We start from the raw sequence: 22,987 nt of genomic DNA, 5'->3' as shown, positions 1-22,987 counted from the left end.
CGTCCCCCAGGAAGTTGTAGAAAAAATAGTTCGGTGACTGCCGAAGAGTTAAGGGTAGAGTCGTGGGCATGAAGACCTTCCCGCGTGCCCTTCCGCCCGGATTGCTCATCGTCGGCGCCGTGTGCTGCACGGTGTTCGCCTGGGCGTCCGCCTTCGTCTCCATCCGCAGCGCCGGAGCCGCCTACTCGCCGGGGGCGCTGGCGCTCGGCAGGCTCCTCGCCGCCTCGCTGGTCCTCGTGGCGCTCCTCCTGCTGCGCCGCGGGGGCCTGCCCCCGCGCGGAGCGCACCGCGGCATCCTGCTGTCCGGATTCGTGTGGTTCGGCGGCTATACGGTCGCGCTGAACTGGGGCGAGCGCCTCGTCGACGCGGGTACGGCGTCCCTGCTGGTGAACACCGGGCCGATCCTGATGGCGCTCCTCGCCGCGCGCCTGCTCGGCGAGGCACTGCCGCCGCGGCTGCTGTCGGGCATGGCGGTCTCCTTCGTCGGCGCCGTGGTCGTCGGCCTGTCGATGTCCTCCGGCGGCGACGGCTCCACCTCGGTGCTCGGGGTGGCGCTGTGCCTGCTCGCGGCGGTGGCGTACGCGACGGGCGTCGTCGCGCAGAAGCCCGCGCTCTCCTTCGGGACGCCGCTGCAGATCACCACGTACAGCTGCCTCGCCGGCACCGTGGCGTGCCTGCCGTTCGCCGGGCAGCTGGTGGCCGAGGTCCCGCGGGCTCCGCTCTCCGCGACCCTGAACATGGTCTACCTGGGCGTGGTCCCGACCGCCCTCGCCTTCACCACCTGGACCTACGCCCTCGCGCGGATGCCGGCCGGGAAGCTCGGCGCGACGACCTACGCCGTGCCGGCCATCGTCGTCCTGCTGAGCTGGATCCTCCTCGGCGAGGTCCCGGCCTGGCTGACCCTGCTGGGCGGCCTGCTGTGCCTGGCCGGGGTGGCCGTCTCCCGCTACCGCCCGCGCGCCCAGGAGGTTTCCGCAGAGCGGGCGGACGCGCCCGCACCCGGAGCGGCCGGTGCGCGCGGGCGGTAGGCACGGCTTCAGGACCGCGGCTTGGCCCCCCGCGCCACCGTGTGCGGCAGCCAGACGGCGGCGTGGAAAGGACCGTTGGAGTTGGCCGGGTCGGCGGCCGGAAGCGCTGCGCTGCCTGCGACGACGCCGAGGCCGTTGACCTGCGCCGCGCCGGAGTTGAGGCCGCCGAGGGAAGGCAGGTAGGTGAAGTCGCCGTGGTCGGAGCGGGCGACGAACGCGAAGGAGTTGGGCGCGAAATTGTCACCGACCATGACGCTCCCGGAGATCTGCCTGACCTCGGTCACACCACGCCCGGAGCCGATCACGGCGCTCTTGTGCGTCGTGAGGTCGAACGAGCTGGCCAGCAGGCCGTCGCCGCCGACCACGGCGCTCCCGCTGATCAGCTGCCCGGTCAGGAAGCGGGGCCCCAGGTCCGTGCGGACGCCCGTGCGGAGGTCGTAGGCGTATCCGGCGAGGCCGTTCCCTGCGGTCCGGGACCCACCGACCACGGTGGAACCGCTGATGTCGTTGGCCGTGCTGGAGTTCCCGCCGAGCGTGCCGAGATCGGTCATCGTGCGGGTCCCCAGGTCGTACGCGAAGCCGTGCGTGGTGGCGGCCGGCGCGTCCGGCAGGGAGGAACTGCCCACGACGATCGCACCGCTGACGGCCGCCGCGGTGCTGACGCCCGACGGGCCGGCGAGGCTGCCGAGATCGGTCATGATCCGGGTGCGCAGACTGTACGCGAACGCGTGCGTGACCACGTCGCCGGAGAGCGACGAGGTCCCCACCACGGTGTCACCGTTCAGGCCGGTGATGCGGGTGCTGCTGCCGCCGAGCGTGCCGATGTCGACGAGCCGGCGGGTCCGGAGGCTGTAGGCGAACCCGTGGGTCGGGCCGTCGGCCGAGAGGTCCGACTGCCCGACGACGTGGTCCCCCTCGACGTCGGGCGCCCGGCTGGAGTACCCCAGGGTGCCGAGATCGGTCATCGAACGCCTGCGCATGTCGTACGCGAAGGCGTGTTCGGCTGCGTCGCCGGTCGTCGACGAGCTCCCGACGACGGTGTCGCCCGCGATGGCGGTCGCCTTGCTGCGGGTACCGCCCAGCGTGCCGAGGTCCTGCACGGTGTACTGCACGGTCCCCGCGGCCGGCCCGGCCGACGGCGCGTCGGCCCCGTACGCCGGACCGGAGACCGTGGCGATCAGGCCCGCGCCCACCAGGATCCAGGCACGTGATCGTCTGCTCATGACGCCCCCCCAGGGGATCGCTCGAAACGAGCACGGCTCGACGGACCGTCACGCCCCCTGACGCACGGGCCGACCGTGTGGTGCGGCCTTCACTTGTACGTCAGTTACGAGCGGCCGAACAGAGGGCGGTCGGCCACAAGCAGGAACGGCCGCCGCGGGCGCGCGCGGCCTACCGTCTGCGCGGCCAGGCCGGCCGGCGGCGCGAGATGCGGCGTCTGCGTTCGGACGGAGCCTGCGGGGCCAGGGCGAACGACACCGTGATGTGGGCTCCTCCCAGGGGGCCGCGGCCGATGTGCACCGACCCGCCCGTCGCGCTCGCGGCCCGGCCCGCGATGTCGAGGCCCAGCCCGGTGGAACCGGTGCTGCTCCCGCGGGAGAGCGCCAGGTCCGGTTCGGGGATGCCCGGCCCGCCGTCCTCCACGACCAGCTCGACGGCCTGAGCCGTCCGCACCACCCGGACGCCGAAAGGGGTCCCGGGCGCGGTGTGGCGGAAGACGTTGCCGATGAGCGCGTCCACCACGGCGGCCACGTCGTCGTCGGAGAGGCCGACGGCCGTGGGCTCCTGGGTCAGCTCGACGCAGCAGGACCGGTCCTGCTGCTCCGCCAGGACCGACCAGAAGGCGGTACGTCGGCGCACCACGTCGGCGGCCTCGCAGCGGGGGCCGGACGCCCCCGCTCCGGCGGCGTCGTGGCTCGCGGGCGTTTCCGTACCGAGCATGCCCTGGCCCATGGGGCCCACGGCGAGCGGGGTGCGCGCCGCGGCGATGATGGCCCGCAGTTCCGCCTCCAGTTCACCGACGGCCGCCTCGACCCGGGCCGACTCGGGTGTGCCCGCCATGCGCTCCGACGCGAGGTGCAGTGCGGTGAGCGGCGTACGGAGCCGGTGGGACAGATCGGCGACGAGTTCGCGCTCGACGGCGAGCAGCTCGGTCATCCGGTGCGCCATCGCGTTGAAGGCGACACCCGCGTCCCGCAGTTCCTTGGGGCCCACGGGGTCCACGCGGGTGTCCAGGTCGCCCTGGCCGAGTGCCCGCGAGGCCTGGGCGAGCTTCCTCGAAGACCTGACGACCTTCGAGCCGAGACGGTCGGCGACGAGGACGGAACCGCCGATCAGCGCCACCGCGAGGAAGGACATGACCGCCCACGATTCCTTGACCCCGTGGGTCAGTTCCTCCTCGGGCACGAAGTTCTCGATCACGGCGACCCGGTCGCCGGGGAGCACCACCGGCTGCAGGCAGATCCAGCCGTCCGGGATCGCCTGGGAGATCGACTCCCGCCCCTGCTGGGCCCGTTCGAGCAGCGCGGCGGGAGCCTTCGAGCTGCCGAGGGCCGGGGCGTCCGCCGGCAGGTGGATCACCAGTTGCTGGGCCGGGTCCAGACTCGCGGCGGACTCCCGCAGCGCGGAGGGATCCGTGGTCAGGGTGAGGATGGGGGCCAGGGCGGCGGCGCGCTGTTCGGCGGCGGTGACGGCCTGTGCCTTGACCAGCGACATCACCAGTGCGGCCAGGGGTATGAGGAAGGACAGGGCGACCATGGAGGTCACGGCGAGCGCCACTCCGGCCAGGGAACGCCTCAACGCGGTGCCACCAGTTTGATGCCGACTCCGCGGACGGTCAGCAGGTAGCGCGGGGCCGCCGCCCGTTCGCCGAGCTTGCGGCGCAGGGACGACAGGTGGACGTCCACGGTCTGGTCGTCGACGTACGGCTCGCGCCAGACCTCGGTCAGCAGGCGCCGCTTGGAGACCACCTGGCCGGGGTGGCGGGCGAGGAACGCGAGCAGGTCGAACTCCCGCCGGGTGAGGCGCAGCTCGACGCCGGCCAGGTACGCGGTGCGCGCGCCCGGGTCCACGGCGAGTTCGCCCACGGTGGTGGGGTGCAGCGCGTCGACCGCCGCAGCGGCGTGTGGGGCCGGTGCTCCCCGCGTTCCCGGAGCGGGTCCGGTGGCGGGGACGTGCGTGGTGCGCCGCAGGACGGCCGAGAGGCGGGCGACGAGCTGCCCGCCGGAGAACGGTTTGACCAGGTAGTCGTCGGCGCCCGCGTTGAGGAGGCTGATGATTTCCCGCTCGTCGTCGCGGGCGGTGGCCACCAGGACGGGCACGGAGGAGATGCCCCGGATCATGCGCAGTGCGTCTCCTCCGTCCAGATCGGGCAGGCCCAGGTCGAGGACCACCGCGTCGAGGGGTGTCTGCGTGACCTCCCGCAGGGCTCCGAACCCGTCGGCCGAGCTGCGCACGGCATACCCGTGTTCCGTCAGGACCTCGATCAGTGACTGGCGGATGCTGGGGTCGTCTTCCACGACCAGGACGCTGGGCATGGGGGACACCTTAGGGTCGGCCGGCCGGGTCGGGGCCAGGGGGTGTCTTGTCGATCATGCCGGGCCGATCGACAAGACACCCCCTAGTGGGGGTTGAACGTCGCGCGGTCGCCGGTGACGTGCAGGTGCACCGGGCGGTCGGAGACCGGAATGGTACAGCCGTCCTGGGTGCTGCAGCTGGCGTACCCGATCAGCACCGTCGCGTCCCCGTCCGCGTCGGCGCGGACGGGCAGGGTGGCGGTGACCGGGCCGTCCGGGTAGACGGGCACCGGGGCTTCGACACCAGGCACGCTGATCGACCGTACCTCCGCGGAGGCCGCCAGCCTGCCGGCCGCCTTGACCGCCCCGGTGACGGCCATGGCCGTCGGTCTGCCCACGCCCTCGACGCCGTCGGCCGGCAGATCGGTGCTGTAGAGGTGGAAACCCTTGCGCTCGGGCGTGAAGACCGCGGAGAGCGTGCCCGTCGAGGCGTGCCAGTCGGACACGGAGAGGGTGACCGTGACCCCCTGCTCGGTGAAACTCGTCGTGGGTGCGGGGCGGTGGGCGCCCTCGTCCTGCTGACCGCCGCACGCGGCGAGGGCGGCGGAGCAGAGAAGGGCGACCGAGACCCGGGCTGTCCGGGAACGCCGTATGTGCTGTGAAACCTTCATGTGCGTCTCCGGATCTGCGTATGTCTGTGTTTCTGAGTCCCTGCGGCCGGATCGCGCCGGACCGGCCGGATCGCGCGGAACCGGTTCTAGAGGGCGGTGGTGGAGTCCGCGCTCCACAACTGGAGCGTGTACACGAGGTCGTTCCACACCCCGGTGGCCAGCAGTACGCCGACGAGGACGAGCAGCCCTCCGCCGGTCCGCAGCACCCACGGATAGTGGCGTTTGACCAGGCCGAAGGCGCCCAGGGCACGGCGGAAGGCCAGCGCGGCCAGGACGAACGGCAGGCCCAGCCCCAGGCAGTAGGCGGCCATCAGCAGAGCTCCGCGGGCCGCGCTCGCCTCGGTCCAGGCCAGCGCCTGGACGGCGGCCAGCGTCGGGCCGATGCAGGGGGTCCAGCCGACCGCGAACACCGCTCCCAGCACGGGGGCTCCGGCGAGCCCCAGCGCGGGCCGCCGGTGGCTGCGGAACTCCCGCTGCGCGAAGCCCGGAAGGAACCCCGTGAACGACAGCCCCATCAGCACCGTGAACCCGCCGACCGCCTGCGTGATCACCTCCTGGTGGGCCAGCAGGGCGCGGCCGAAGTGGCCGAACAGGGCGCCTCCGGAGACCAGCACCGCCGTGAAGCCCAGCACGAACAGCAGGGCTCCCGCCGCCATGCGGCTGCGGCGCCCGCCCCGCGCGTCCGCGAGGTCGGAGACCGACAGGCTGGTCACGTAGCTGAGGTAGCCCGGGACGAGCGGCAGAACGCACGGCGAGAGGAAGGAGACGAGCCCCGCGACGAGTGCCACGGGGGCTGCGATCAGGAGTGTTCCGTTGACGAGGGAGGCGGGGTCCGGGGCGGCGAGCGTCACGACTCCTCCTGCGCGACGTGCGCGAGGACGGGCCGCAGCTGCTCCTCGGTGACAGCGCCCCCGATGCTGGCGGCGACGCGTCCGCGGCGGTCGATCACGAGGGTCGCGGGGACCGCCTGCGGGTTGAGCAGCGCGGGCGGGAAGCGGAGCAGCAGTTCACCGGTGGGGTCGGGCAGGCTGGGGAAGCTCAGCGAGTGTGCGCGTACGAAGGAACGGGCGGCGGCCGGGTCCCGGTCGCGCGTGTTGATCCCGAGGAACCGGACTCCCTCTGACCGGGTCTGGCGGCTGAGCCGCTCCAGGCCGTCGGCTTCCGTCCGGCACGGTCCGCACCAGGAACCCCAGATGTTGAGGACGACGACGTGGCCCCGGAGCCCGGCGAGGCTGACGGCATGGCCGTCCAGGTCGTCGCCGTCCAGCGCGGGCGCGTCCGGTCGCGATCCGGGGTCCGTCACCGTGGCCCGGGCCGCGGCCGCCACAGCCGTCCCGGCCCGTCCGTCCGGTGCCCCGTATCCGCCGTCGTCCGTGGCGAGGCCGGCGAGGACGAGGCCGGCCGCCACCGCGAGCCCGGCCCCGGCCGGGGCGAGGACGTACCTGCGGGCCGGTCGTCTCATGACGCCCACTGGCGCAGGAAGGAGTTGATGCCCTCCGCGGTCAGGGGCGGGTTGCCGGTGACGTGCGTGTCGGTCCGCACGGTGCCCGACGGGGAGACGACGACCAGCACGGGCATCGTGTAGGTGCCGCCGGACGGGCTGTACTTGCGCAGGAGCGCGGAGTTGGCGGAGCTGTTGCCACCGATGTCGATCTTGACGAGCTGGTACGAGTTCCCCAGGATCGCGGCGGTCTGGGGCTGGGCGAACACCTTGTCGGCGGCCTTGCAGTTGCCGCACCAGTTCGCGCCGAAGTCGAGCAGTACCGTCCGCCCCTCGGACTTGGCCGTGCGCAGGGCGGCGTCGATGAGCTTCTGCGCGTCGGCCGAACTGTCGTACCCGGGCCCGGGTACGGCGGCCGGCTTGGCCGCGGAGGACGTACGGGACGGCTTGGCCGCCGTCCCGGTGGCGGCGGACCCGGCACGGGTGGGCGAGGAGCCGGGCCGGGGGGTGGCGGACGCGGATGCGGAGGCCGACGCGGAGGCCGATGCGGTCGGGGACGCCTCGGGCGACGCGGTGGCGGACTCGATGGCCGAGGCCTCGGTGGACGGCGGGGCCGAGGACGGCGCGGCGGATCCGACGGGCTGGGTGGACGGCCCGCAGGCGGCGGTCAGCCCCGCCGCGACCACGGCCGCGGCGACCAGCGGAAGTCGCATTCCCCGGGATGCGGCGGGGCGGGGCGGCTGCGTACGCCGGTCGGCGCGGACGGGTCGGAGCATGCGAGAACTCATGGCGAAGACACCCCAGGACACGGATCGGAATGCGGGAGGGGCAGGGCGCCCCCCGGCTCGGTGAAACCGGCGGCCCGACGGATCGCCGGGGTCACGCCCCGGCGCCGAAAGCCGCTCGGCTGACGTGAGCATAGGACCGCTGCGGCCCGCCGGAACCGGCTCGGCCCGATCTTGAGGATGCCCTAAGGAACAGCTCACCTTCCGCTTCACCGGAGGTCGCCCCGGGGGCGGGGAGAAGGCGGTCAATCCCGCCGAAGGGGGCGGAGCCGGGCGCTGTCGTCAGCGTCGGCCCGCGGGAGACGTACGGCGGGATCAGGTCTCAGAGCGACGACTCGCGGACGGTGGCCTTCGCCGACGGTTCGATCGTCGCCGTCACGACCGACCGGTGGTCGGCGCTGGTGAACGTGACCGTGAGGGTGTCGTCCGCGGACTGCGAGGTGGTGGTCTTGAAGCCGCGGTCCGGGACGGCGGAGATCAGGCACACGCCGCGGCTGCCGTATCGCACGGTGACCTTGCCGCCCTGCGAGGGGACGGTGTACAAGCCCGCTCCGCCCTCGGCGCAGTCCACGGAGCTCTTCGAGGGGCTGGTCCGGGGAGCCTTGGCGGGGGTGGCGGGCGCGGCCGAGGGGGACGGCTTCTGCGTCACCGAGGGCGAGGGGCTCGCGGACGCGCTCGGTGACGGGGTGCTCGGCGCCGGCGTGCCCGCCTGCCATGCGGGCGGCGTCTCGATGACCGTCGGGGCGGAGCGTGCGACCGGGGGCGTGTGCCGGGTGGAGCCGACGACGAACTGGACCGTGGCGAGCACGGCGGTCACGCTGGCGGCCGTGCACGACAGCCACATGAGCAGGTAACGAGGGAGTCGGGGCACGGCCCCATAGTGGCGGACGCGCCGACGGGCCCGTCACCCCCTCCCCTCTTCCGGGGGGCCGGGGGGCCGGGGTCCGCGGGGCCCGTACGGGCGGCGGACCGGCCAACGCCGACGTCCTCCGCGCCCGGGGAGGGGTGCGGAGGACGTGGGACGTGGGGGGAGCCGGATGGGCCGCTACTTGGAGGCGCCGAAGTCCTGCGTCCACCACGGGCCGCCGTCGCCCTTGTGCACGCCTATGCCGATCTCCTTGAACGCGCAGTTGAGGATGTTGGCCCGGTGGCCGGAGCTGTTCATCCACGCGTCCATCACCGCGGCTGCGTCGCCCTGACCGCGCGCTATGTTCTCGCCCAGGCGGGACCACGCGTACCCGGCGGCTTCCACCCGGCTGGTCATGGTGGACCCGTCGGGTCCGGTGTGCGACATGACGCCGCTGCGGGCCATGGTGTCGCTGTACGCCCGTGCGGCCGCGCTCAGCTTGCTGTTCGTGGTGAGGGGGCCGCATCCGGCGGTGGCCCGCTCCTTGTTGACCAGGGCGAGGACCGCGGACTCGCTGCCCGCGTCGACCGTGCCGGAGCCGCCGGAGCCGCCGGAGCCGCCGGAGGAGCCGCCCGACCCTCCGGAGCCGCCGCCGGTGGTCGCGGGCTTGCGCGCGGGCTTGTCGGCCGGGGCCGGCGCCGCCTTGGCCGCGACGCTGCTCTCGGTCGCCGAGGGCTGCGCGGGAGCGGCCGAAGCCGAGGCGTCGGCCCCGGGCGTCCCGGACGGGCTCGGGCTCGCCGAGGCAGACGGGTCGCCGGTGGGGGCGGGAGGGGTGGGGGTCGCCGTCGCGGCGTCGGCGCCCGCCTTCCCGGACAACGGTCCGGCGGCGCCGTCGGTGTGCCCGCCCCCGCGCGCTGCACCGTCGGAGTCGGCCACCGCGACGCCGACCGCCACCGCCGCGGCGGCCGCGGTGACGGACAGCACGATGCGCGTGCGCACCGTCTTCCTCCGTCGTTCTTCGACGCGGGACGGACGTCCGGGAGTACGGCTGGGGCTCATGCCGGTAACACCTCACGAGGCAGGGGAGGAGGGGAGTGCGTCCGAGCCTAGGTTGATGACCAGCGAAAAGAGCGATCCGGAGGGGTTCTTCAGCTTCCCTTAAGGAAGCCCGCAGGATCGACACAGGGGCGATTGGGGCAATAACCCCACTTGCGGCAAAGGGCTTACGGGCCACCACGCGCCGATCGCGACTCCCGACGACCCGGCGCCCGCGTCCCCGGGTCGTAGGCCATGCAGCCCAGTGCGAGGAGACGAGGGGCCATGCCGCCGGGGAGTCGGTGGACACGAGCCCGCCACCCATGAGGGCCCGTACCGACCCGGTGCTGAGCGCCGCGGTGCATGCGGGGACGCCGGGCACGGCCACCCGGAGCAGTACCTGCCGGCTTCCCTGATCGTGCTCCGGTCGACCGCTCACGGTCGCACGACACGTTCCGCGAAGGTGCGCGGGTCATCCGGCCGGCATTCGTCCGGGCGACCGTGTGCCACAGGCCGAGCCGGCCGGCGTGAGGCCCCCATTCCGGTAACCCAGACGCCGAAGGCGTGATCTCCGGCGGCTCTGTACGTCGTCCGGGTCCGACCAGGCGGATGACCCGCACCGCGTGCCGGTCCCACTCGGCAGTACTTGGCCGTGGCAGCCGCGGAAGCCGCGCTGTAGCCCTGCTTCCCGTTCGGGTCCGGCTCCGCAAATCCGGTCGGCGGTTCCTTCTGACAGTTCCCCTTGATGTCATTGGACCAGCAGTCCACGTTCGTCACGGTCGCGGACCACTGGTCCAGATGAGATGGGCTCTTAGGATCTTCTTAACAGGGTTTCCTACCGTCACGCCCATGACGACCCGACAACTGTCCGCCGTGCTCGGCGTTCTCCTCACCGCGGCTCTCGTACCCGTCGCGCTCGCGCCGGCCGCCGCGGCGGCTCCCGCCGCCTCCGTGGGCGCGGGCCCGCACCCGGCGCCGGCCCAGTACCTCTACTCCTCCATCGGGGACTTCGACGCGGAGGTCAAGCCCTTGATCGACCGGCCCGACATCGCCGGCGCCCAGGTGGTCGTGCCGTGGAAGGCCCTGGAACCGCAGAAGGACCAGTACGACTTCTCCGCGGTCGAGGAGGCGCTCACCGTCCTCCAGTCGCGTCACAAGAAGCTGTTCGTCCAGGTGCAGGACCGATTCTTCAGCGCTCCCACACGGCTCCCGAACTACCTGCTCACGGACCCTGCGTATGCCGGCGGCGCCGCGCCGACCACCAACGAGAGCGGGCTCGGCCCCGGCGAACCCGGAGCCGTCGCGGCCCAGTGGGTACCCGAGGTGCGCCAGCGCTTCCAGAGCCTGCTCAAAGCGCTGGCCGACCGCTTCGACGGACGGCTGGCGGGGGTGAACCTTCCGGAGACCGCCACTCAGGTCGATCCGGCCAAGGACCGCAGCGGCTACACCGACGAGTCGTACTTCCGGGCCGAACTCGACAACATGGCCTTCGGCGCCAAGGTCTTCAAGCGCACGCAGTTCATCCAGTACGTGAACTTCTGGCCCGGGGAGTGGAACAACGACCACGGCTACATGGAGAAGACCTTCGAGTTCGCCCAGGCCCACGGAGTGGGTCTCGGGGGCCCCGACGTCCTGCCGAACCGCCCGGCGCAGATGGAGAACTCCTACCCCTTCTTCGAGCGGTACCGCGGAAAGCTCCCCATGGTGGCGATGGCGGTGCAGGAACCGGACTTCGAGTACACCAACCCCTCGACCGGCAAGCCCTACACCAAGGAGGAGTTCGTCGACTTCGGCGGTCGGCGCCTGGGCGCGGACGTGATGTTCTGGGCGACGAGCGCACCCTGGCTCCACCGAACCGCGTCCTGACCCGCTGGAGGTGGGCCTCGGGGAGCGAACGCAGGCGATCGGCTCGCTGTCCCTGTCGCTGTACGAGCTGACGTACAGGGTCCTTTGACGCCGAGCGCGTCTCAGCCGAAGGGGGTCTCGTCGGTGTCGGGGCGGCAGGTCGTGCCCGGGGGCGGGAGCGTCCCGTCGACGAAGTAGCGGCTCTCGTACGCGCTGATGCAGCTGCTGGCGTTGTTGAACAGGGCCGTGTGCCCGTACCCGTCGTTGGTGAGCAGGCGGGCGTCCGCCAGCTCCCTGCTCATGGCCCGGGCACCCGCATACGGTGTGGACGGGTCGTACCGGGTCCCGATCACGAGGACGGGGTGGGCGGTGGGTGTGTTCCACGGGCCGTCGTACCTGTCGGCGGACCGGGCGGGCCAGGTCGCGCACGGTTCTGCGGCCCAGGCCCAGAAGCGTCCGGCATCGCCGTTTCGCCGGGCGCTGTCCTCCGCCAGGCCGTGGTAGACGGCGGGGTCGCTCGGGTTGGGGCTGTCGGAGCACCACACGGAGGCCGCCTGCTCGTCGCCCAGGTACGGGTTCGGCTGCGCGACCGGGGGCGGCGGCGGGTACACCGGCGGCTTCGGAGCGCGGCCCTGCGACAACTCCTGGAGCCGCTGCGCGAGATCCGTCCAGCCGGGGTTGACGATGTAGAGCCCGTTCACCGTGTCTGCAACGGTCTTGGCGTACGTCCACGGGCCCACCGGACGCTCCCGCAGCCGCCGCATCAACTGGTCGAACTTGTCGCGCGTGGCCTCCGGGCTGCCCGCGGAGAAGGCGCAGCGGGATGTGGGGGCGGACCCGCACAGGTCGAGGAACCGGTCCAGCGTGGCCGCCGCGGTGCGGTCGGAGCCCATGCGCAGCAGGGTCGTGGTGCGCGGCTCGCCCGGTGCGGCTCCGTTCGTCCAGGCACGCGGGTCGATGTTGCTGTCGAGGACCATGGCGCGGACCTTGCCGGGGAAGAGATTGGCGTAGGTCGCGCCCAGGATCGTGCCGTAGGAGACGCCGAGGTAGTTGAGCCGCGGGTCGCCCACCGACCGGCGGAGCAGCTCGAGGTCACGGGCCGTGTCGGCGGTCGACACGTGGCGCAGCAGGTCCGGGTCGCGCTGCTCGCAGCGCCGGCCGAGGTCCTCGTACGCGTCGATCCAGGCCTTCCGCTCCTTCTCGCCCACCGGGAAGCCGCCGGGTTTGGCGGCGGCCCACGCATCGGCCTCCTTGGAGCTGTCGAAGCAGTTCACGGCGGTGCTGTTGCCGATCCCGCGGGGGTCCCAGCTGACGATGTCGAACCGTTCGCGCAATTCCCTGGGGAAGGCGTCGTAGTTCTGCGGCACCTGCACGGTCCCCGGGCCCCCGGGGCCTCCCGGGTTCACGAACAGGGTGCCGATGCGCTTGCCCGGATCGGTGGCCTGCCGGCGGACGACCGCGAGGTCGATGGTGCGGCCCGCGGGGGCGGAGTGGTCGAGCGGCACCTTGGCCGTGGCGCAGTCGTACGGGCTGCCGGGCTTGCAGGGGCTCCAGTCCAACCGCGGAGCGGTCACCGAAGGTGACGCCGGAGCCGGTGGCGGTGACGGGGCGCTCTGCGCGGCGGCGGAGAGTCCGGGCGCGGTGAGCAGCGCGGAGCCGGCCAGCGTCGCGGCGACGGCCGCCGCGCGCCGGCGGTGGCCGGATGTGGCACCTGGTACGGACACGATCCGCCCTCCTCCGTTGCGTCGAGGGCACTGTCCGGCGGCCGATGCCGCCGCACCGGTACACACGCTTCCTGTTACCACGAAACCGCGATTCGGCAGCGCGCGCGAGCCGTGCCCGGTCGTGTGGCCCGCAGCCGACCGCGCGGCTGCGCGGGCGCATCCCGCCGCTCTAACTCCAACCTGCGTTGTTCATAGAATGGCCGGATGAAGGACATCGATGCGATCGCGGTGTTGCAGGATCCGGTGCGGCGTCGCCTGTACGAATACGTGGCGGCGCAGGGCCGGGAAGTCGGCCGCAACGAGGCCGCCGAGGCGGCCGGGGTGGCGCGCACGCTCGCCGCGCACCACCTGGACAAGCTGGCCGAAGCCGGGTTGCTGGAGAGCGGCAGCCGTCGCCTGACGGGCCGTTCGGGCCCGGGAGCGGGCCGTCCCGCCAAGGTGTACACCCGGGCGCGGACCGAGCGGTCGGTGTCGCTGCCCGCCCGCGACTACCTCACCGCCGCCGGGCTGCTCGCCGAGGCCGCCGAGGAGGCCGGACTGGATGCCGGGCTCCGTGCCGCCGCGAGCCGTCGGGGCGAGGCCCTGCGCGGGTCGACCGCACCCTGCGTCGGCCTCGACGAGGCCATGGAGGTGCTGGCCGCCCGTGGTTACGAGCCGTATCGGGCGGATGCCGGCAGCGCCCATGACGCCGAAGGCCCCGAGGGTGAGGCCGGGGCCGTCGTATCCGTCGTCCGCATGCGCAACTGCCCCTTCCATGCCCTCGCGGAAGACTTCCCGCCGCTCGTCTGCGGCATGAACCTCGCGCTGCTGGAGGGGCTGTTCGGAGCCGACGGCCCCGTCCGGGCCCGCATGGACGCCCGCCCGGGGGAGTGCTGCGTGGTGGTCGAGGTTTCTAAAAACAATAGTGATTGACATAGAAATAAGGGCCGTGCTGGGATGAGGACATGACCGCATCCCAGTACGGCCCGCGTGCCGCCCATCTCGCCCAGCTGAACGTCGCCACGCTCCGGTACCCGCTCGACGACCCGCGCATGACGTCTTTCGTCGAGCTGCTCGATCCCGTCAACGCCGCCGCCGACGGCACGCCGGGGTTCGTGTGGCGGCTGGTGGAGGAGGGGGCGGCCGATGCCACGGAGCTGCGGCCGGCCGGAGAGGACGTCATCGTCAACATGTCCGTCTGGGAGACCCGGGAAGCGCTGTGGGACTTCGCCTACCGCAGCGGGCACTTGGAGGTGATGCGGCGACGCCGTGAATGGTTCGACCGGCATGTCGAAGCGCACCTGGTCCTGTGGTGGGTACCCGCCGGCCACCTTCCGACCGTGGACGAGGCGCTGGAGCGGCTGGCGGACCTCCGGGCGCACGGGCCGTCCCCGCGGGCGTTCACCTTCGTCTCCTCCTTCACCGCTGCCGAGGCGGAGGGCGCCGGCTCCGCGCTCCTCAGCTGACCGGGGCGAGCAGCCGGTCGGCGGACCGCCGCCGCGACGGGCAGGCCCGTCTCGGACTCGTACCAGGAGAACCCGGGCGCCGGGTTGACCTCGAAGCAGGCGATCCGGCCGTCCGGGAGGAGCTTGAGGTCCACGCCCGCGAAGGGCAGCCCCAGGCCGGAGGCCAGGGCGACGCAGCGTTCGGCGACGTCGTCGTCGAGCCGGTGGGCGTGCAGCCGTGCGTCGGCCCCCACCTGGTCACGGGCGTAGGGGCAGTCGACCGCGGTGGAGTCGACACGGACGGCGAACGTCCGATCGCCGACCACGTGGACCCGTACGTCCGGGCCGTCGAGGCGCTCCTGGAACTGGACCGGGCACCACCGGACTTGTACACCGCCCCGCGGCGCAGGTCCACGAAGCCGAGGACCTCGTCCGGGTCGTCGGAGAGCAGCGTCGCCGGGGTGTGGAACCCGTGACGGGCGACGAGCTGGGCCTGGTGGGGCTTGGACATGGGGGAGGCCATGGCGGACAGCGGGTTCGCGATCCGGCGGCCGCCCACGGCGTGCGCGACCTCGGTGAAGCTCAAGCGCGTGTCGTGCACCCGACCGGCGCGGCCGTGCTCCGCGGGGGCGAGTCCGGGCACGAAGTCGGGTTCCACCGGGCGCAGGTAGGCCGGCCGTGGCGCGCTCGAGTCCGACCGGGCGCCCGCCGGTACGGATCACACCCGAGAGCCCGCATCCACCGCATCCACCGCATCCACCGCATCCACCGCATTCATCGGATCCACCGGATCCGGAGCCGGACAGCGCCAGTTCGACCGTGGCCCGGGCGAGGAACCGCGGGTGCGGGGCTGGTGCTGGCGGTCGATGCCGACCCGGACGCCGAGGTCCCGACCGAACTGCGCGTACCGGACACCGAGGCACTGCCGCTGGTGGTCGAGGAGCGCCGGTACGACCCGCAGTAGGCGACGGCGAGGATCCCCGGCAGGGGGCTCGCCGCGCCCGCTCGGCGTGACCGCTCACGTCCGCCAGTACGTACCCGCACGGGAATCGACATGGACGAGATGCCGGCCGACGCGCACCACGTGGTAGCCGGCACCGGCCCAAGAGCCGGTGTCGCCGTCGCCGGCGGGCAGCGGGGTCCAGATCTCCAGGAAGGTACTGCCGTCCGTGTTGGTGCCGCGCTCGACGAGGTTCGCACCCTGCCACCGGAAGGTGCCCGTGTCCTCGCCGGGCTCGCCCTCCAGGTGGTGGAAGTGGATCCGGGAGCCGTCGAAGGACGTGACACCGGCGAAGCCCCGGCTGTCGGCGAAGTACGGACCGGCCTGCAGCCACACCACTTCGCGGTCTTCCACCAGGGGGCCGCCGTTGCGGCTGATGCCGCGCCGCAGCCACGCGCCCCGCTCGGGCACCGGGACGCCCTGCCCGTCCCCCGGCGAGAGGCTCCCGGGAGCGTCGGCCGGATCAGGCATCGGCGGCGGTGTCGTCGACGGCCCGCAGCGCGAGCTCGATGTTCCCGCGCACTGCCTGGGAGTACGGGCAGACCGCGTCCGCCCGGTGGAGCAGGGGCAGCAGGTCGGCCGCCCGCCACCCCGCCAGCGAGACCGTGAGGTCGACCGCGAGACCGTAGCCCGCGGGCGTGTCCGTGGTACCGAGCCGTACCTCGCACGCCACGCGCGCGGCCGAGGCGTCCGCCCCGAACTCGGCCGCGACCTCGGCGAGCGCGGAGGTGAAACAGGCGGCGAACCCTGCCGCGAACAACTGCTCGGGGTTGGTGGTGCCGGGCGTCTTCTTGCGCGGCGGGGCCAGACGGACGTCGAGGCGCCCGTCGTCGGAGAGCACCGATCCGGTACGGCCCCCGGCGGCGCGGGCGGTCGTCCGGTAGAGGGTGCGGGTCAGCGGCACGGTCATGGGGTCAGCCCATCTGTACGACGAGGGATCGCCGCCCGGGGCCGGACAGCGCTGGGACACCTGCCGGTGGGGCAGTGCCTGGCGCGTCGTCGTGCATGACCGGGTACGGCGCATCTCGTCCGGGGCCCGGGGACCGGGCCACCGGACAATCTAGCAACGGGAGCGGGTCCGCCGGGACGCCCACCTGCGGTGACCCTCCTCACCCCCGTGGACCTGACAGGTCCTCCCGGACTTGACCGGCTCTGTAAGCGCACCGGGACGGCCGGATCACCGCTGACTACGGTGCCCGAGTCGCACGCCATCAACGTGCGGTTCGGGGGGTCGAGCAAACCACCCCTGTCGATCCACGGACAGTCACAGGGAGCAGAAGTGAACCGCAGGAAGTTGTCGATGGTGTCGATGTGCGCCGCGCTCGTCGTCACGGGCGCGACCGCGCTGACCGGCTGCAACAAGGACGACGGTGCCGCCCGCGTCGGCAGCGACGGAAAGCCGATCTACAAGATCGGCTTCCAGGGGCCGCTCACGGGCGAGAGCTCCGCCATCGGCGTGAACATGGAGAACGGCGTCAAGCTGGCCGTCAAGCAGGCCAACGCCCGGGGCGACCTGGCCTTCCACGTCGAGTACGCCGCGTCCGACGACGCCGGCTCCCCGGACCAGTCCCCGGCCGCGGCGCAGAAGCTCATCGACGACGAGAGCGTCGTCGGTCTGGTCGGCCCCGCCTTCTCCGGCGCGGCCAAGGCCTCGGGCCGGCTGTACTCGGAAGCCGGCCTGGTCTCCGTCTCCCACGCCAGCAACCCGGGCCTGCCCGAACTCGGATTCCGCTCCTTCGTGCGTTCCGTCCCGAACGACAACGCCCAAGGCGGCGCCATGGTCACCTACTTCACCCGGCAGCTCAAGACCAAGAAGGTCTACGTCGTCGACGACAAGAGCGAGTACGGCGTCGGCCTTTCCAAGGTCGCCGAGAAGCAGCTCAAGGAAGCCGGTGTCGAGGTCGTCAAGGCCGGCGTCCCGGCGAAGACCCCCGACTACACCGCCGCCGCGACGGCCGTGAAGCACTCCGGCGCCGACGCGCTCATCTACAACGGGCTCTACTCGGACGCGGCGCCGTTCGCCAAGAAGCTCAAGGACGTCGGCTTCGACAAGCCGAAGATCGCCAGCGACGGGACGTACGACAAGAAGTTCACCGAGCTGGCCGGCGACGCGGCCGAGGGCTGGCTGCTGACCTGCCAGTGCCTGGACGCCAACGTCGACCCGGGCACCAAGCAGTTCGCCGAGGACTACAAGACGGAGTACAAGGCCCCGCCCGGCCTGTACTCGGCCGAGTCCTACGACGCCACCAACCTCATCATCGAGCAGATCAAGGCGCTCGGCGGCGGCGACGGCGGCGACGTACGGCGCGAAGCCGTCCTGGAGAAGGTGAAGAAGGCCGACTACAAGGGCCTCACGCGGCAGTTCTCGTTCAAGGAGAACGGCGAGTTCGCCGGCAACGGCATCTACCTCAGCGAGGTCAAGGGCGGCCGGATCACGCTCAAGGGCAACGTCGACACGCTGGTGAGCGCGGGCTGACGACCGATGACACTCCTGGAATTCCGTGACTACCTGGTCCCGGGCCTCGCGCTCGGCGCCCTGTACTCCGTGATCGCCATCGGCTACACCCTGGTCTACGGCGTGCTCAAGCTGATCAACTTCGCGCACAGCGAGGTGTTCATGCTGGGCGGCTTCGGAGCGCTGATCGTGCTCACCGAGGTCGCCCCCGGCCACCCCTCCGGGCTGGTGTCGGTCCTGCTCGTCCTCCTCGGCCTGGTCGTCTCCGGCCTGGTCGGGGCGGGCACCGCCTTCGGCCTGGAGAAGGTCGCCTACCGGCCGCTGCGCAAGCGCAACGCGCCCGCGCTGATCTTCCTGATCAGTGCCATCGGGGCCTCGTTCTTCCTCTACAACCTCGCGGGCAAGCTCTTCGGGCGCGACCCCAAGGCCATGCCCGCGCTCTTCGACAACGGCGTGCTCTTCCACGTTCTCGGAGCACCGGTCGACGTCGTCAAGCTGCTTCTGATCGTCGCCGCGCTGGCGATGATCGTCGGTCTCGACCTGCTGGTGCGCCGTACCAAGCTGGGCTCCGCCATCCGGGCCGTCGCACAGGACCCCGAAGCCGCCGGCCTGATGGGCGTCGACATCGACAGGATCGTCTCCCGTACGTTCGTGATCGGCGGGGTCCTCGGCGGAATCGCCGGCTTCCTCTTCGGGCTCAACAGCCAGGTCTCCTTCACCATGGGCTTCATCCCCGGCATCACGGCCTTCGCCGCGGCCGTCCTCGGCGGCATCGGCAACCTTCGCGGTGCCATGCTGGGCGGAATGCTTCTCGGCCTGGTCGAGACCTACAACGTCCCGCTGTTCGGCGAGGAATGGCGCTACGTCGCGGCCTTCGCCGTCCTGGTCCTCGTGTTGATGTTCCGTCCGACCGGCATCCTCGGCGCGAAGCTCGGGAGGACGGCATGAGCACGCTCAACGACACGAGCGCGGTGACCGCGGTGCAGGTCGCGCACCTCCCGGTGTCCACGGCGTCCACGGCGTCCACGGCGTCCACGGCGTCCACGGCGTCCACGGTGTCCTTCCGCCCCGCCCGGCCCTCGGCCGAGGCCCTGGCGGCCCTGCGCGGGCACCGCTGGTACGAGCGTCCGCGCTGGCGCAGGCTGTGCGCCCTCACCGCCGTCGGCGTCCTGCTCGCCGTGATGACCGGCGAACAGGGATCCGGAGCCGACCTGCTGTTCTCCCTGCGCACGACCTTCACCGGGACCGCTCTGTGGGCCTGGATCGCCGCGGCCGTCGCCCTCTGGGCGATCGCCGAGTTCGGCGCCGTCCCGCGCCGTGCCGTGGCCTCCGGCGCCAGGGCCGCCGCCGCTCCGCTGGCCAGGATCCGCCCGGCCCTCGACAGCAGCCCCCGGCTGCGCGTGGCGCTCGTGGTGGCCGGGCTCGCCGCGGCCGTGCTCCTGCCCCTGCTGTTCGACCGGTCCACGAACCAGGTCCTGGTCGACTGGGTCGGCATCTACGTCCTGCTCGCCCTCGGACTCAACGTCGTCATCGGCTGGGCCGGTCTGCTCGACCTCGGATTCGTGGCGTTCTTCGCGATCGGCAGCTACAGCACCGCTTTCTGGAGCGGACAACTGCCCGTCAAGCCGCCGTTCGAGCTGAACCCGTTCCTGTCGATCCCCGTCGCGATGGTCACCTGTCTGCTCGCGGGGATCCTGCTCGGCGCCCCGACCCTGCGCCTGCGGGGCGACTACCTCGCCATCGTCACCCTCGGCTTCCACGAGATCATCTACCTGATCGCCAAGAACGCCGAATCGGTGACGGGCGGCTCCCTGGGCGTCTTCGGCATCCCGCACTTCTCCGTCGACCTCGGCCCCCTGCAGTACCGCTGGGGCCTGGACCCGCTGGACTACCTGTGGCTGCTCATCGGCTTGATCACGGTCCTGGTGCTGCTCTTCCGCAAGCTGGTGCGCTCCAAGATCGGACGCACCTGGGAGGCCATCCGCGAGGACGAGGTCGCCGCGGCCGCGCACGGCGTGGACACGGTGAAGTACAAGCTCATGGCCTTCGCCATCGGCGCCTCCACCTCCGGAGTCGCCGGCGCCGTCTACGCCAGCAAGGTCGGGTTCATCAACCCCGAGAACTTTCCGCTGCTGTACTCGGTGCTGGTCCTCGCCTACGTGATCTTCGGCGGAATGGGGTCCATCCCCGGCGTCCTGCTGGGGGCCGCACTCCTGGCCTATCTGCCGCACGGCCTCAAGGACGTGGTGGACCAGAAGGACCGGTTCATGTACCTGGGCGCCCTGCTGGTGGTCATGATGATCTACCGCCCGCAGGGACTCCTGCCCGCCAGGCGCCGCAGGCGCACCGTCCGCACGCGGGAGGCATCATGACGACCACACTCGCAGAACGCACGGCGGCGGCGCGGCCGCCGGCACCCGCCACCTCCGATCCGGTCCTCCAGGTATCGGGGGTGACCCTGCGCTTCGGCGGCCTGGTCTCCCTCTGCGAAGTGGACCTGACCGTACGCCGGGGCGAGATCCACGCCGTGATCGGCCCCAACGGCGCGGGCAAGACCTCCTTGTTCAACTCGCTCACCGGCGCCTACGCACCACAGGAAGGGCAGGTGCTCCTGCGCACCGACGCCGGTACGGAACACAGCCTGCTCGGCCGCAAGCCCCACCACGTCAACCGGCTCGGTGTGGCCCGCACCTTCCAGAACATCCGCCTCTTCTCCGCCCTGACCGCCCTGGAGAACGTCAAGGTCGCCGCGGAGAGCGGAACCCGATCCGGGCCGCTCGGCATCATGCTCGGCCTGCCCCGGGCGAAGGCGGAGGAACGCGCCGCCGAGGGAACGGCCCGGCGCCTGCTCGCACTCGTGGGCCTCGACGACCGGGCCGAGGAGAGGGCCGACTCCCTCTCCTACGGCGACCAGCGCCGGCTGGAGATCGCCAGGGCGCTGGCCACGGGCCCCCGGCTGCTCCTCCTGGACGAACCGGCCGCGGGCACCAACCCGACCGAGAAGCGGGAACTGGCCGCGCTGATCCGCCGCATCAACCATGAACTCGGCATCAGCGTGCTGCTGATCGAACACGACATGCCCCTGGTGACCTCGGTGGCCGACCGGGTGACCGTGCTCAACTTCGGCAAGGTCATCGCCTCCGGCCCGCCGTCCGAGGTGCAGCGCGACCCGGCGGTCGTGGAGGCCTACCTCGGCACCTCCGACACGGACTCCCGGCAAGGACGGACCCGATGACCGCAGCGACGCACCTCGTGCACAGGACCGCCACCACGGACCCGGCTCCGGCTCCGGCCACAGCCCCTGCCACGGCCCCGGCACCGGCGATCCTGGAACTCGCCGATCTCCACGTGTCCTACGGTGCGATCAGCGCGCTGCGGGGCATCGACATGGTCGTCCGCGAGGGAGAGGTGGTCGCACTGCTCGGCGCCAACGGCGCCGGCAAGACCACCACCCTGCGCACCGTCTCCGGCCTGCACCGACCCACCGCGGGAGAGGTGCGGTTCTGCGGGGAACGCATCGACGGCGTCTCCTCCCACGCGGTCGTGGGCCTCGGCATCGGCCACTCGCCGGAAGGCCGCAGGGTCTTCGCCGACATGACCGTCCTGGAGAACCTCCACATGGGCGCCTACCGCTTCAAACGGCTACGGCAGGAGGACCTGGAGCGGGTGTTCACCCTCTTCCCCCGCCTGGCCGAGCGGCGCACCCAGCAGGCCGGCACCCTCTCCGGCGGGGAGCAGCAGATGCTCGCCATGGGACGCGCCCTGATGGGCCGCCCCGAACTGCTGCTCCTCGACGAGCCGTCGATGGGCCTGGCACCGCTGATCGTGGCGCAGATCTTCGAGATCATCAAGGAGATCAACGCCCAGGGCACCACGGTGCTCCTGGTCGAGCAGAACGCCGCCCAGGCCCTCAAGATCGCCGACCGCGGCTACGTCCTGGAGACAGGCCGGATCACCATGCACGCCCCGGCCCGCGAGCTCCTCGACGACCCGCGCATCCGCACCGCCTACCTCGGCGAGACCACCCCCTGACACCACCACGCACCCGCTGCTCCCCAGGGGGTCGTCGCCGCCACCGCGGCCGCTCACCGCGGCCGCGGCGCGCCTGCCGCTCCCTCAGGTGCCGGCCGGGTCCGGGCCGCGCAGGGCACTGGTCAGCGGGGCCAGTACGCGCCATCCCGTCGCCTCGTACAGGGCCCGGCCCTCCGGTGTCGCGCCCAGCACGCCTGCCGTCGCCCCCTGCTCCGCGGCGGCCTCGGTGAGCCTGTCCATCACCAGGCGCCCCAGGCCGCGGCGCTGGTGGGCCGGGTCGGTCTCCACCTGGTCGACGACGGCGGTGTGGCCGGTGACGGCGATCTGGGCGCGCGCGGCGAAAGCCCCGTCGGCGGTACGGACCAGAGCGCGGGTGACGCCGTCACGTGTCCAGGTGTTCATCCGGTACCCCTCGGGGATGCGGCCCGGGGCCCGGGCGGGGGCCAGGGGCAGGGAGGCGGACATCAGGTAGCCGGCTCCGCCGGCGAGGTGCCAGCCGGGGGCGAGCCAGGGTTCGAGCGTTTCCGGCGGAACGAAGGCCTTCAGCCAGACGCCGGGAGCGGTGGCGCTACCGGTGATCCCGCGGACGGTCGCCTCGTCCGCAGAGTGCAGGACGTGGCGCATGACGTGCCCGTGCAGGCCCACGTCGATGGTGAAACCCCAGGCGGAGGGCGCGGGTTCGGCTGCACCGCGCGAAGCGGACCAACCGTGGACCCATGCCCGTACCGCCTCGGCGGTGTGCGCGAAAGGCAAGACTTCCCCCTCGTGGGTAATGACTGAACTCTTTGAGTGATTATTACATCAAGGGTGCGGCGGACTGCGGAGGACATCCGGTCCCGGCGCCCCCGCACGGCCTCGTCCGGCCGGTCGGGTACGCACATCCATCGCCCGGATCGGGCACCTCGCCGAACGGCGCCGAGGCTCAAAGGCGCCCGTCGTCGGCCGGCCATCGCCCCGGGTTCCCCGGTCGGATTCAGGCCCGCTCGCCCTCTGCGGCGCGCCAGGTCGGACGTATTCCCCACCCGCCGCCGCCCCGGCGGGAAGGGTGGATTCCGCGGCCGATTCGGCCCCGACTTGATTCAGCCTGAAAGGAGAGTTCTCGCCAATGAACTCCAGAAGGCAATCTCATTCCTACGAGGAAGGCCAACCGCCAAGGAGACGGAGGGTCGCTGATCGGTAGGGAGT

General features: G+C 72.2%; 24 protein-coding genes and 1 riboswitch. Of the genes, 11 read left to right on the top strand and 13 right to left on the bottom strand.

Annotated elements, in window-relative coordinates; translation table 11 throughout:
- Window positions 1–68: 68 nt before the first annotated feature.
- Window positions 69–1,028, top strand: a complete 960-nt coding sequence (locus K7B10_RS03165) for a DMT family transporter (protein ID WP_229334420.1) — start codon at window positions 69–71, stop codon at window positions 1,026–1,028.
- An 8-nt stretch (window positions 1,029–1,036) separates the two neighbouring features.
- Here the strand turns inward: K7B10_RS03165 and K7B10_RS03160 are convergent, their stop codons facing one another.
- The 8 genes from K7B10_RS03160 to K7B10_RS03125 all read right to left on the bottom strand — a co-directional run bounded on the left by K7B10_RS03160 (window position 1,037) and on the right by K7B10_RS03125 (window position 7,984).
- Entirely contained in the window at window positions 1,037–2,251 is a 1,215-nt protein-coding gene (locus K7B10_RS03160) for a hypothetical protein (RefSeq protein WP_229334419.1), read from the bottom strand.
- A 169-nt stretch (window positions 2,252–2,420) separates the two neighbouring features.
- Window positions 2,421–3,827, bottom strand: coding sequence for an ATP-binding protein (locus K7B10_RS03155; RefSeq protein ID WP_229334418.1), 1,407 nt, complete (start codon window positions 3,825–3,827; stop codon window positions 2,421–2,423).
- Window positions 3,824–4,564 carry a response regulator transcription factor gene (locus K7B10_RS03150; RefSeq protein WP_229334417.1) on the bottom strand — a complete coding sequence of 247 codons (741 nt, stop codon included), beginning with the start codon at window positions 4,562–4,564 and terminating at the stop codon, window positions 3,824–3,826. Before K7B10_RS03150 ends, K7B10_RS03155 begins: the two co-directional genes overlap by 4 nt.
- A gap of 83 nt (window positions 4,565–4,647) precedes the next feature.
- Complete coding sequence (locus K7B10_RS03145) at window positions 4,648–5,214, bottom strand: hypothetical protein (protein WP_229334416.1); 567 nt, start codon at window positions 5,212–5,214, stop codon at window positions 4,648–4,650.
- Window positions 5,215–5,300: 86 nt separating this feature from the next.
- The gene (locus K7B10_RS03140; RefSeq protein ID WP_229334415.1) at window positions 5,301–6,065 is read right to left on the bottom strand and encodes a cytochrome c biogenesis CcdA family protein; all 765 of its coding nucleotides are present in this window, start codon (window positions 6,063–6,065) and stop codon (window positions 5,301–5,303) included.
- Entirely contained in the window at window positions 6,062–6,676 is a 615-nt protein-coding gene (locus tag K7B10_RS03135; RefSeq protein WP_229334414.1) for a TlpA family protein disulfide reductase, read from the bottom strand. The genes K7B10_RS03140 and K7B10_RS03135 overlap by 4 nt, the downstream gene beginning before the upstream one ends.
- Window positions 6,673–7,431: a thioredoxin family protein gene (locus K7B10_RS03130; RefSeq protein ID WP_229334413.1), complete on the bottom strand. Its 759-nt coding sequence runs from the start codon at window positions 7,429–7,431 to the stop codon at window positions 6,673–6,675. The genes K7B10_RS03135 and K7B10_RS03130 overlap by 4 nt, the downstream gene beginning before the upstream one ends.
- A 331-nt stretch (window positions 7,432–7,762) precedes the next feature.
- Window positions 7,763–7,984 carry a hypothetical protein gene (locus tag K7B10_RS03125; RefSeq protein WP_030861714.1) on the bottom strand — a complete coding sequence of 74 codons (222 nt, stop codon included), beginning with the start codon at window positions 7,982–7,984 and terminating at the stop codon, window positions 7,763–7,765.
- Here K7B10_RS03125 and K7B10_RS03120 point away from each other — a divergent pair.
- Window positions 7,977–8,294: a hypothetical protein gene (locus K7B10_RS03120; RefSeq protein WP_229334412.1), complete on the top strand. Its 318-nt coding sequence runs from the start codon at window positions 7,977–7,979 to the stop codon at window positions 8,292–8,294. The genes K7B10_RS03125 and K7B10_RS03120 overlap by 8 nt on opposite strands.
- A gap of 191 nt (window positions 8,295–8,485) precedes the next feature.
- On the opposite strand, the gene K7B10_RS03115 is transcribed toward K7B10_RS03120, so the two are convergent.
- On the bottom strand, window positions 8,486–9,286 hold the full coding sequence (locus tag K7B10_RS03115) for a CAP domain-containing protein (RefSeq protein WP_308284482.1): 801 nt from the start codon (window positions 9,284–9,286) through the stop codon (window positions 8,486–8,488).
- Window positions 9,287–10,171: 885 nt separating this feature from the next.
- Here K7B10_RS03115 and K7B10_RS03110 point away from each other — a divergent pair.
- Window positions 10,172–11,188, top strand: a complete 1,017-nt coding sequence (locus tag K7B10_RS03110; RefSeq protein ID WP_229334410.1) for a hypothetical protein — start codon at window positions 10,172–10,174, stop codon at window positions 11,186–11,188.
- Between the two features lie 101 nt (window positions 11,189–11,289).
- Here the strand turns inward: K7B10_RS03110 and K7B10_RS03105 are convergent, their stop codons facing one another.
- Window positions 11,290–12,891 carry an alpha/beta fold hydrolase gene (locus tag K7B10_RS03105; RefSeq protein WP_229334409.1) on the bottom strand — a complete coding sequence of 534 codons (1,602 nt, stop codon included), beginning with the start codon at window positions 12,889–12,891 and terminating at the stop codon, window positions 11,290–11,292.
- A 204-nt stretch (window positions 12,892–13,095) separates the two neighbouring features.
- Between K7B10_RS03105 and K7B10_RS03100 the strand changes: the two genes are divergently transcribed.
- From K7B10_RS03100 to K7B10_RS03090, 3 genes are all read left to right on the top strand, one after another.
- On the top strand, window positions 13,096–13,803 hold the full coding sequence (locus tag K7B10_RS03100) for a helix-turn-helix transcriptional regulator (protein ID WP_229334408.1): 708 nt from the start codon (window positions 13,096–13,098) through the stop codon (window positions 13,801–13,803).
- 32 nt (window positions 13,804–13,835) lie between these two features.
- Window positions 13,836–14,336, top strand: coding sequence for a DUF3291 domain-containing protein (locus tag K7B10_RS03095; protein ID WP_229334407.1), 501 nt, complete (start codon window positions 13,836–13,838; stop codon window positions 14,334–14,336).
- 203 nt (window positions 14,337–14,539) lie between these two features.
- A complete protein-coding gene (locus K7B10_RS03090) occupies window positions 14,540–14,791 on the top strand; it encodes a hypothetical protein (RefSeq protein ID WP_229334406.1) in 252 nt (83 codons plus the stop codon).
- Window positions 14,792–15,333: 542 nt separating this feature from the next.
- Here the strand turns inward: K7B10_RS03090 and K7B10_RS03085 are convergent.
- Both K7B10_RS03085 and K7B10_RS03080 read right to left on the bottom strand, forming a co-directional pair.
- Window positions 15,334–15,786 carry a hypothetical protein gene (locus tag K7B10_RS03085; protein WP_229334405.1) on the bottom strand — a complete coding sequence of 151 codons (453 nt, stop codon included), beginning with the start codon at window positions 15,784–15,786 and terminating at the stop codon, window positions 15,334–15,336.
- A complete protein-coding gene (locus tag K7B10_RS03080) occupies window positions 15,779–16,225 on the bottom strand; it encodes an Ohr family peroxiredoxin (protein ID WP_229334404.1) in 447 nt (148 codons plus the stop codon). The genes K7B10_RS03085 and K7B10_RS03080 overlap by 8 nt, the downstream gene beginning before the upstream one ends.
- Before the next feature lie 80 nt (window positions 16,226–16,305).
- Window positions 16,306–16,369: riboswitch (guanidine-III (ykkC-III) riboswitch) on the bottom strand.
- Window positions 16,370–16,594: 225 nt separating this feature from the next.
- Between K7B10_RS03080 and K7B10_RS03075 the strand changes: the two genes are divergently transcribed.
- The 5 genes from K7B10_RS03075 to K7B10_RS03055 are packed head-to-tail and all read left to right on the top strand — an operon-like array spanning window position 16,595 to window position 21,802.
- Window positions 16,595–17,791 (top strand): branched-chain amino acid ABC transporter substrate-binding protein, encoded by a 1,197-nt coding sequence (locus K7B10_RS03075; protein WP_229334403.1) that lies wholly within the window; start codon window positions 16,595–16,597, stop codon window positions 17,789–17,791.
- 6 nt (window positions 17,792–17,797) lie between these two features.
- On the top strand, window positions 17,798–18,718 hold the full coding sequence (locus tag K7B10_RS03070) for a branched-chain amino acid ABC transporter permease (protein WP_229334402.1): 921 nt from the start codon (window positions 17,798–17,800) through the stop codon (window positions 18,716–18,718).
- Window positions 18,715–20,142 carry a branched-chain amino acid ABC transporter permease gene (locus K7B10_RS03065; RefSeq protein WP_229334401.1) on the top strand — a complete coding sequence of 476 codons (1,428 nt, stop codon included), beginning with the start codon at window positions 18,715–18,717 and terminating at the stop codon, window positions 20,140–20,142. The genes K7B10_RS03070 and K7B10_RS03065 overlap by 4 nt, the downstream gene beginning before the upstream one ends.
- Window positions 20,139–21,005 (top strand): ABC transporter ATP-binding protein, encoded by an 867-nt coding sequence (locus tag K7B10_RS03060; protein WP_229334400.1) that lies wholly within the window; start codon window positions 20,139–20,141, stop codon window positions 21,003–21,005. Before K7B10_RS03065 ends, K7B10_RS03060 begins: the two co-directional genes overlap by 4 nt.
- Window positions 21,002–21,802 carry an ABC transporter ATP-binding protein gene (locus K7B10_RS03055; protein WP_229334399.1) on the top strand — a complete coding sequence of 267 codons (801 nt, stop codon included), beginning with the start codon at window positions 21,002–21,004 and terminating at the stop codon, window positions 21,800–21,802. Before K7B10_RS03060 ends, K7B10_RS03055 begins: the two co-directional genes overlap by 4 nt.
- 84 nt (window positions 21,803–21,886) lie before the next feature.
- On the opposite strand, the gene K7B10_RS03050 is transcribed toward K7B10_RS03055, so the two are convergent.
- Window positions 21,887–22,555, bottom strand: a complete 669-nt coding sequence (locus K7B10_RS03050; RefSeq protein ID WP_229334398.1) for a GNAT family N-acetyltransferase — start codon at window positions 22,553–22,555, stop codon at window positions 21,887–21,889.
- Window positions 22,556–22,987 lie beyond the last annotated feature (432 nt).

The sequence above is a fragment of the Streptomyces flavotricini genome, from assembly GCF_020639365.1.
GTDB classification, from domain to species: domain Bacteria; phylum Actinomycetota; class Actinomycetes; order Streptomycetales; family Streptomycetaceae; genus Streptomyces; species Streptomyces flavotricini.
The sequence above is the reverse complement of the archived record's forward strand: the minus strand, read 5'-3'. Positions and strand labels throughout refer to the sequence as shown.

Bases quoted from the DNA above. Each gene is read 5' to 3' on its own strand.
- K7B10_RS03110 (WP_229334410.1), top strand. From the start codon at position 10,172: ATGACGACCCGACAACTGTCCGCCGTGCTCGGCGTTCTCCTCACCGCG.
- K7B10_RS03060 (WP_229334400.1), top strand. From the start codon at position 20,139: ATGACGACCACACTCGCAGAACGCACGGCGGCGGCGCGGCCGCCGGCA.
- K7B10_RS03130 (WP_229334413.1), bottom strand. From the start codon at position 7,431: ATGCTCCGACCCGTCCGCGCCGACCGGCGTACGCAGCCGCCCCGCCCC.
- K7B10_RS03150 (WP_229334417.1), bottom strand. From the start codon at position 4,564: ATGCCCAGCGTCCTGGTCGTGGAAGACGACCCCAGCATCCGCCAGTCA.
- K7B10_RS03135 (WP_229334414.1), bottom strand. From the start codon at position 6,676: ATGAGACGACCGGCCCGCAGGTACGTCCTCGCCCCGGCCGGGGCCGGG.
- K7B10_RS03080 (WP_229334404.1), bottom strand. From the start codon at position 16,225: ATGACCGTGCCGCTGACCCGCACCCTCTACCGGACGACCGCCCGCGCC.
- K7B10_RS03085 (WP_229334405.1), bottom strand. From the start codon at position 15,786: ATGCCTGATCCGGCCGACGCTCCCGGGAGCCTCTCGCCGGGGGACGGG.
- K7B10_RS03160 (WP_229334419.1), bottom strand. From the start codon at position 2,251: ATGAGCAGACGATCACGTGCCTGGATCCTGGTGGGCGCGGGCCTGATC.
- K7B10_RS03145 (WP_229334416.1), bottom strand. From the start codon at position 5,214: ATGAAGGTTTCACAGCACATACGGCGTTCCCGGACAGCCCGGGTCTCG.
- K7B10_RS03165 (WP_229334420.1), top strand. From the start codon at position 69: ATGAAGACCTTCCCGCGTGCCCTTCCGCCCGGATTGCTCATCGTCGGC.
- K7B10_RS03055 (WP_229334399.1), top strand. From the start codon at position 21,002: ATGACCGCAGCGACGCACCTCGTGCACAGGACCGCCACCACGGACCCG.
- K7B10_RS03095 (WP_229334407.1), top strand. From the start codon at position 13,836: ATGACCGCATCCCAGTACGGCCCGCGTGCCGCCCATCTCGCCCAGCTG.
- K7B10_RS03070 (WP_229334402.1), top strand. From the start codon at position 17,798: ATGACACTCCTGGAATTCCGTGACTACCTGGTCCCGGGCCTCGCGCTC.
- K7B10_RS03065 (WP_229334401.1), top strand. From the start codon at position 18,715: ATGAGCACGCTCAACGACACGAGCGCGGTGACCGCGGTGCAGGTCGCG.
- K7B10_RS03100 (WP_229334408.1), top strand. From the start codon at position 13,096: ATGAAGGACATCGATGCGATCGCGGTGTTGCAGGATCCGGTGCGGCGT.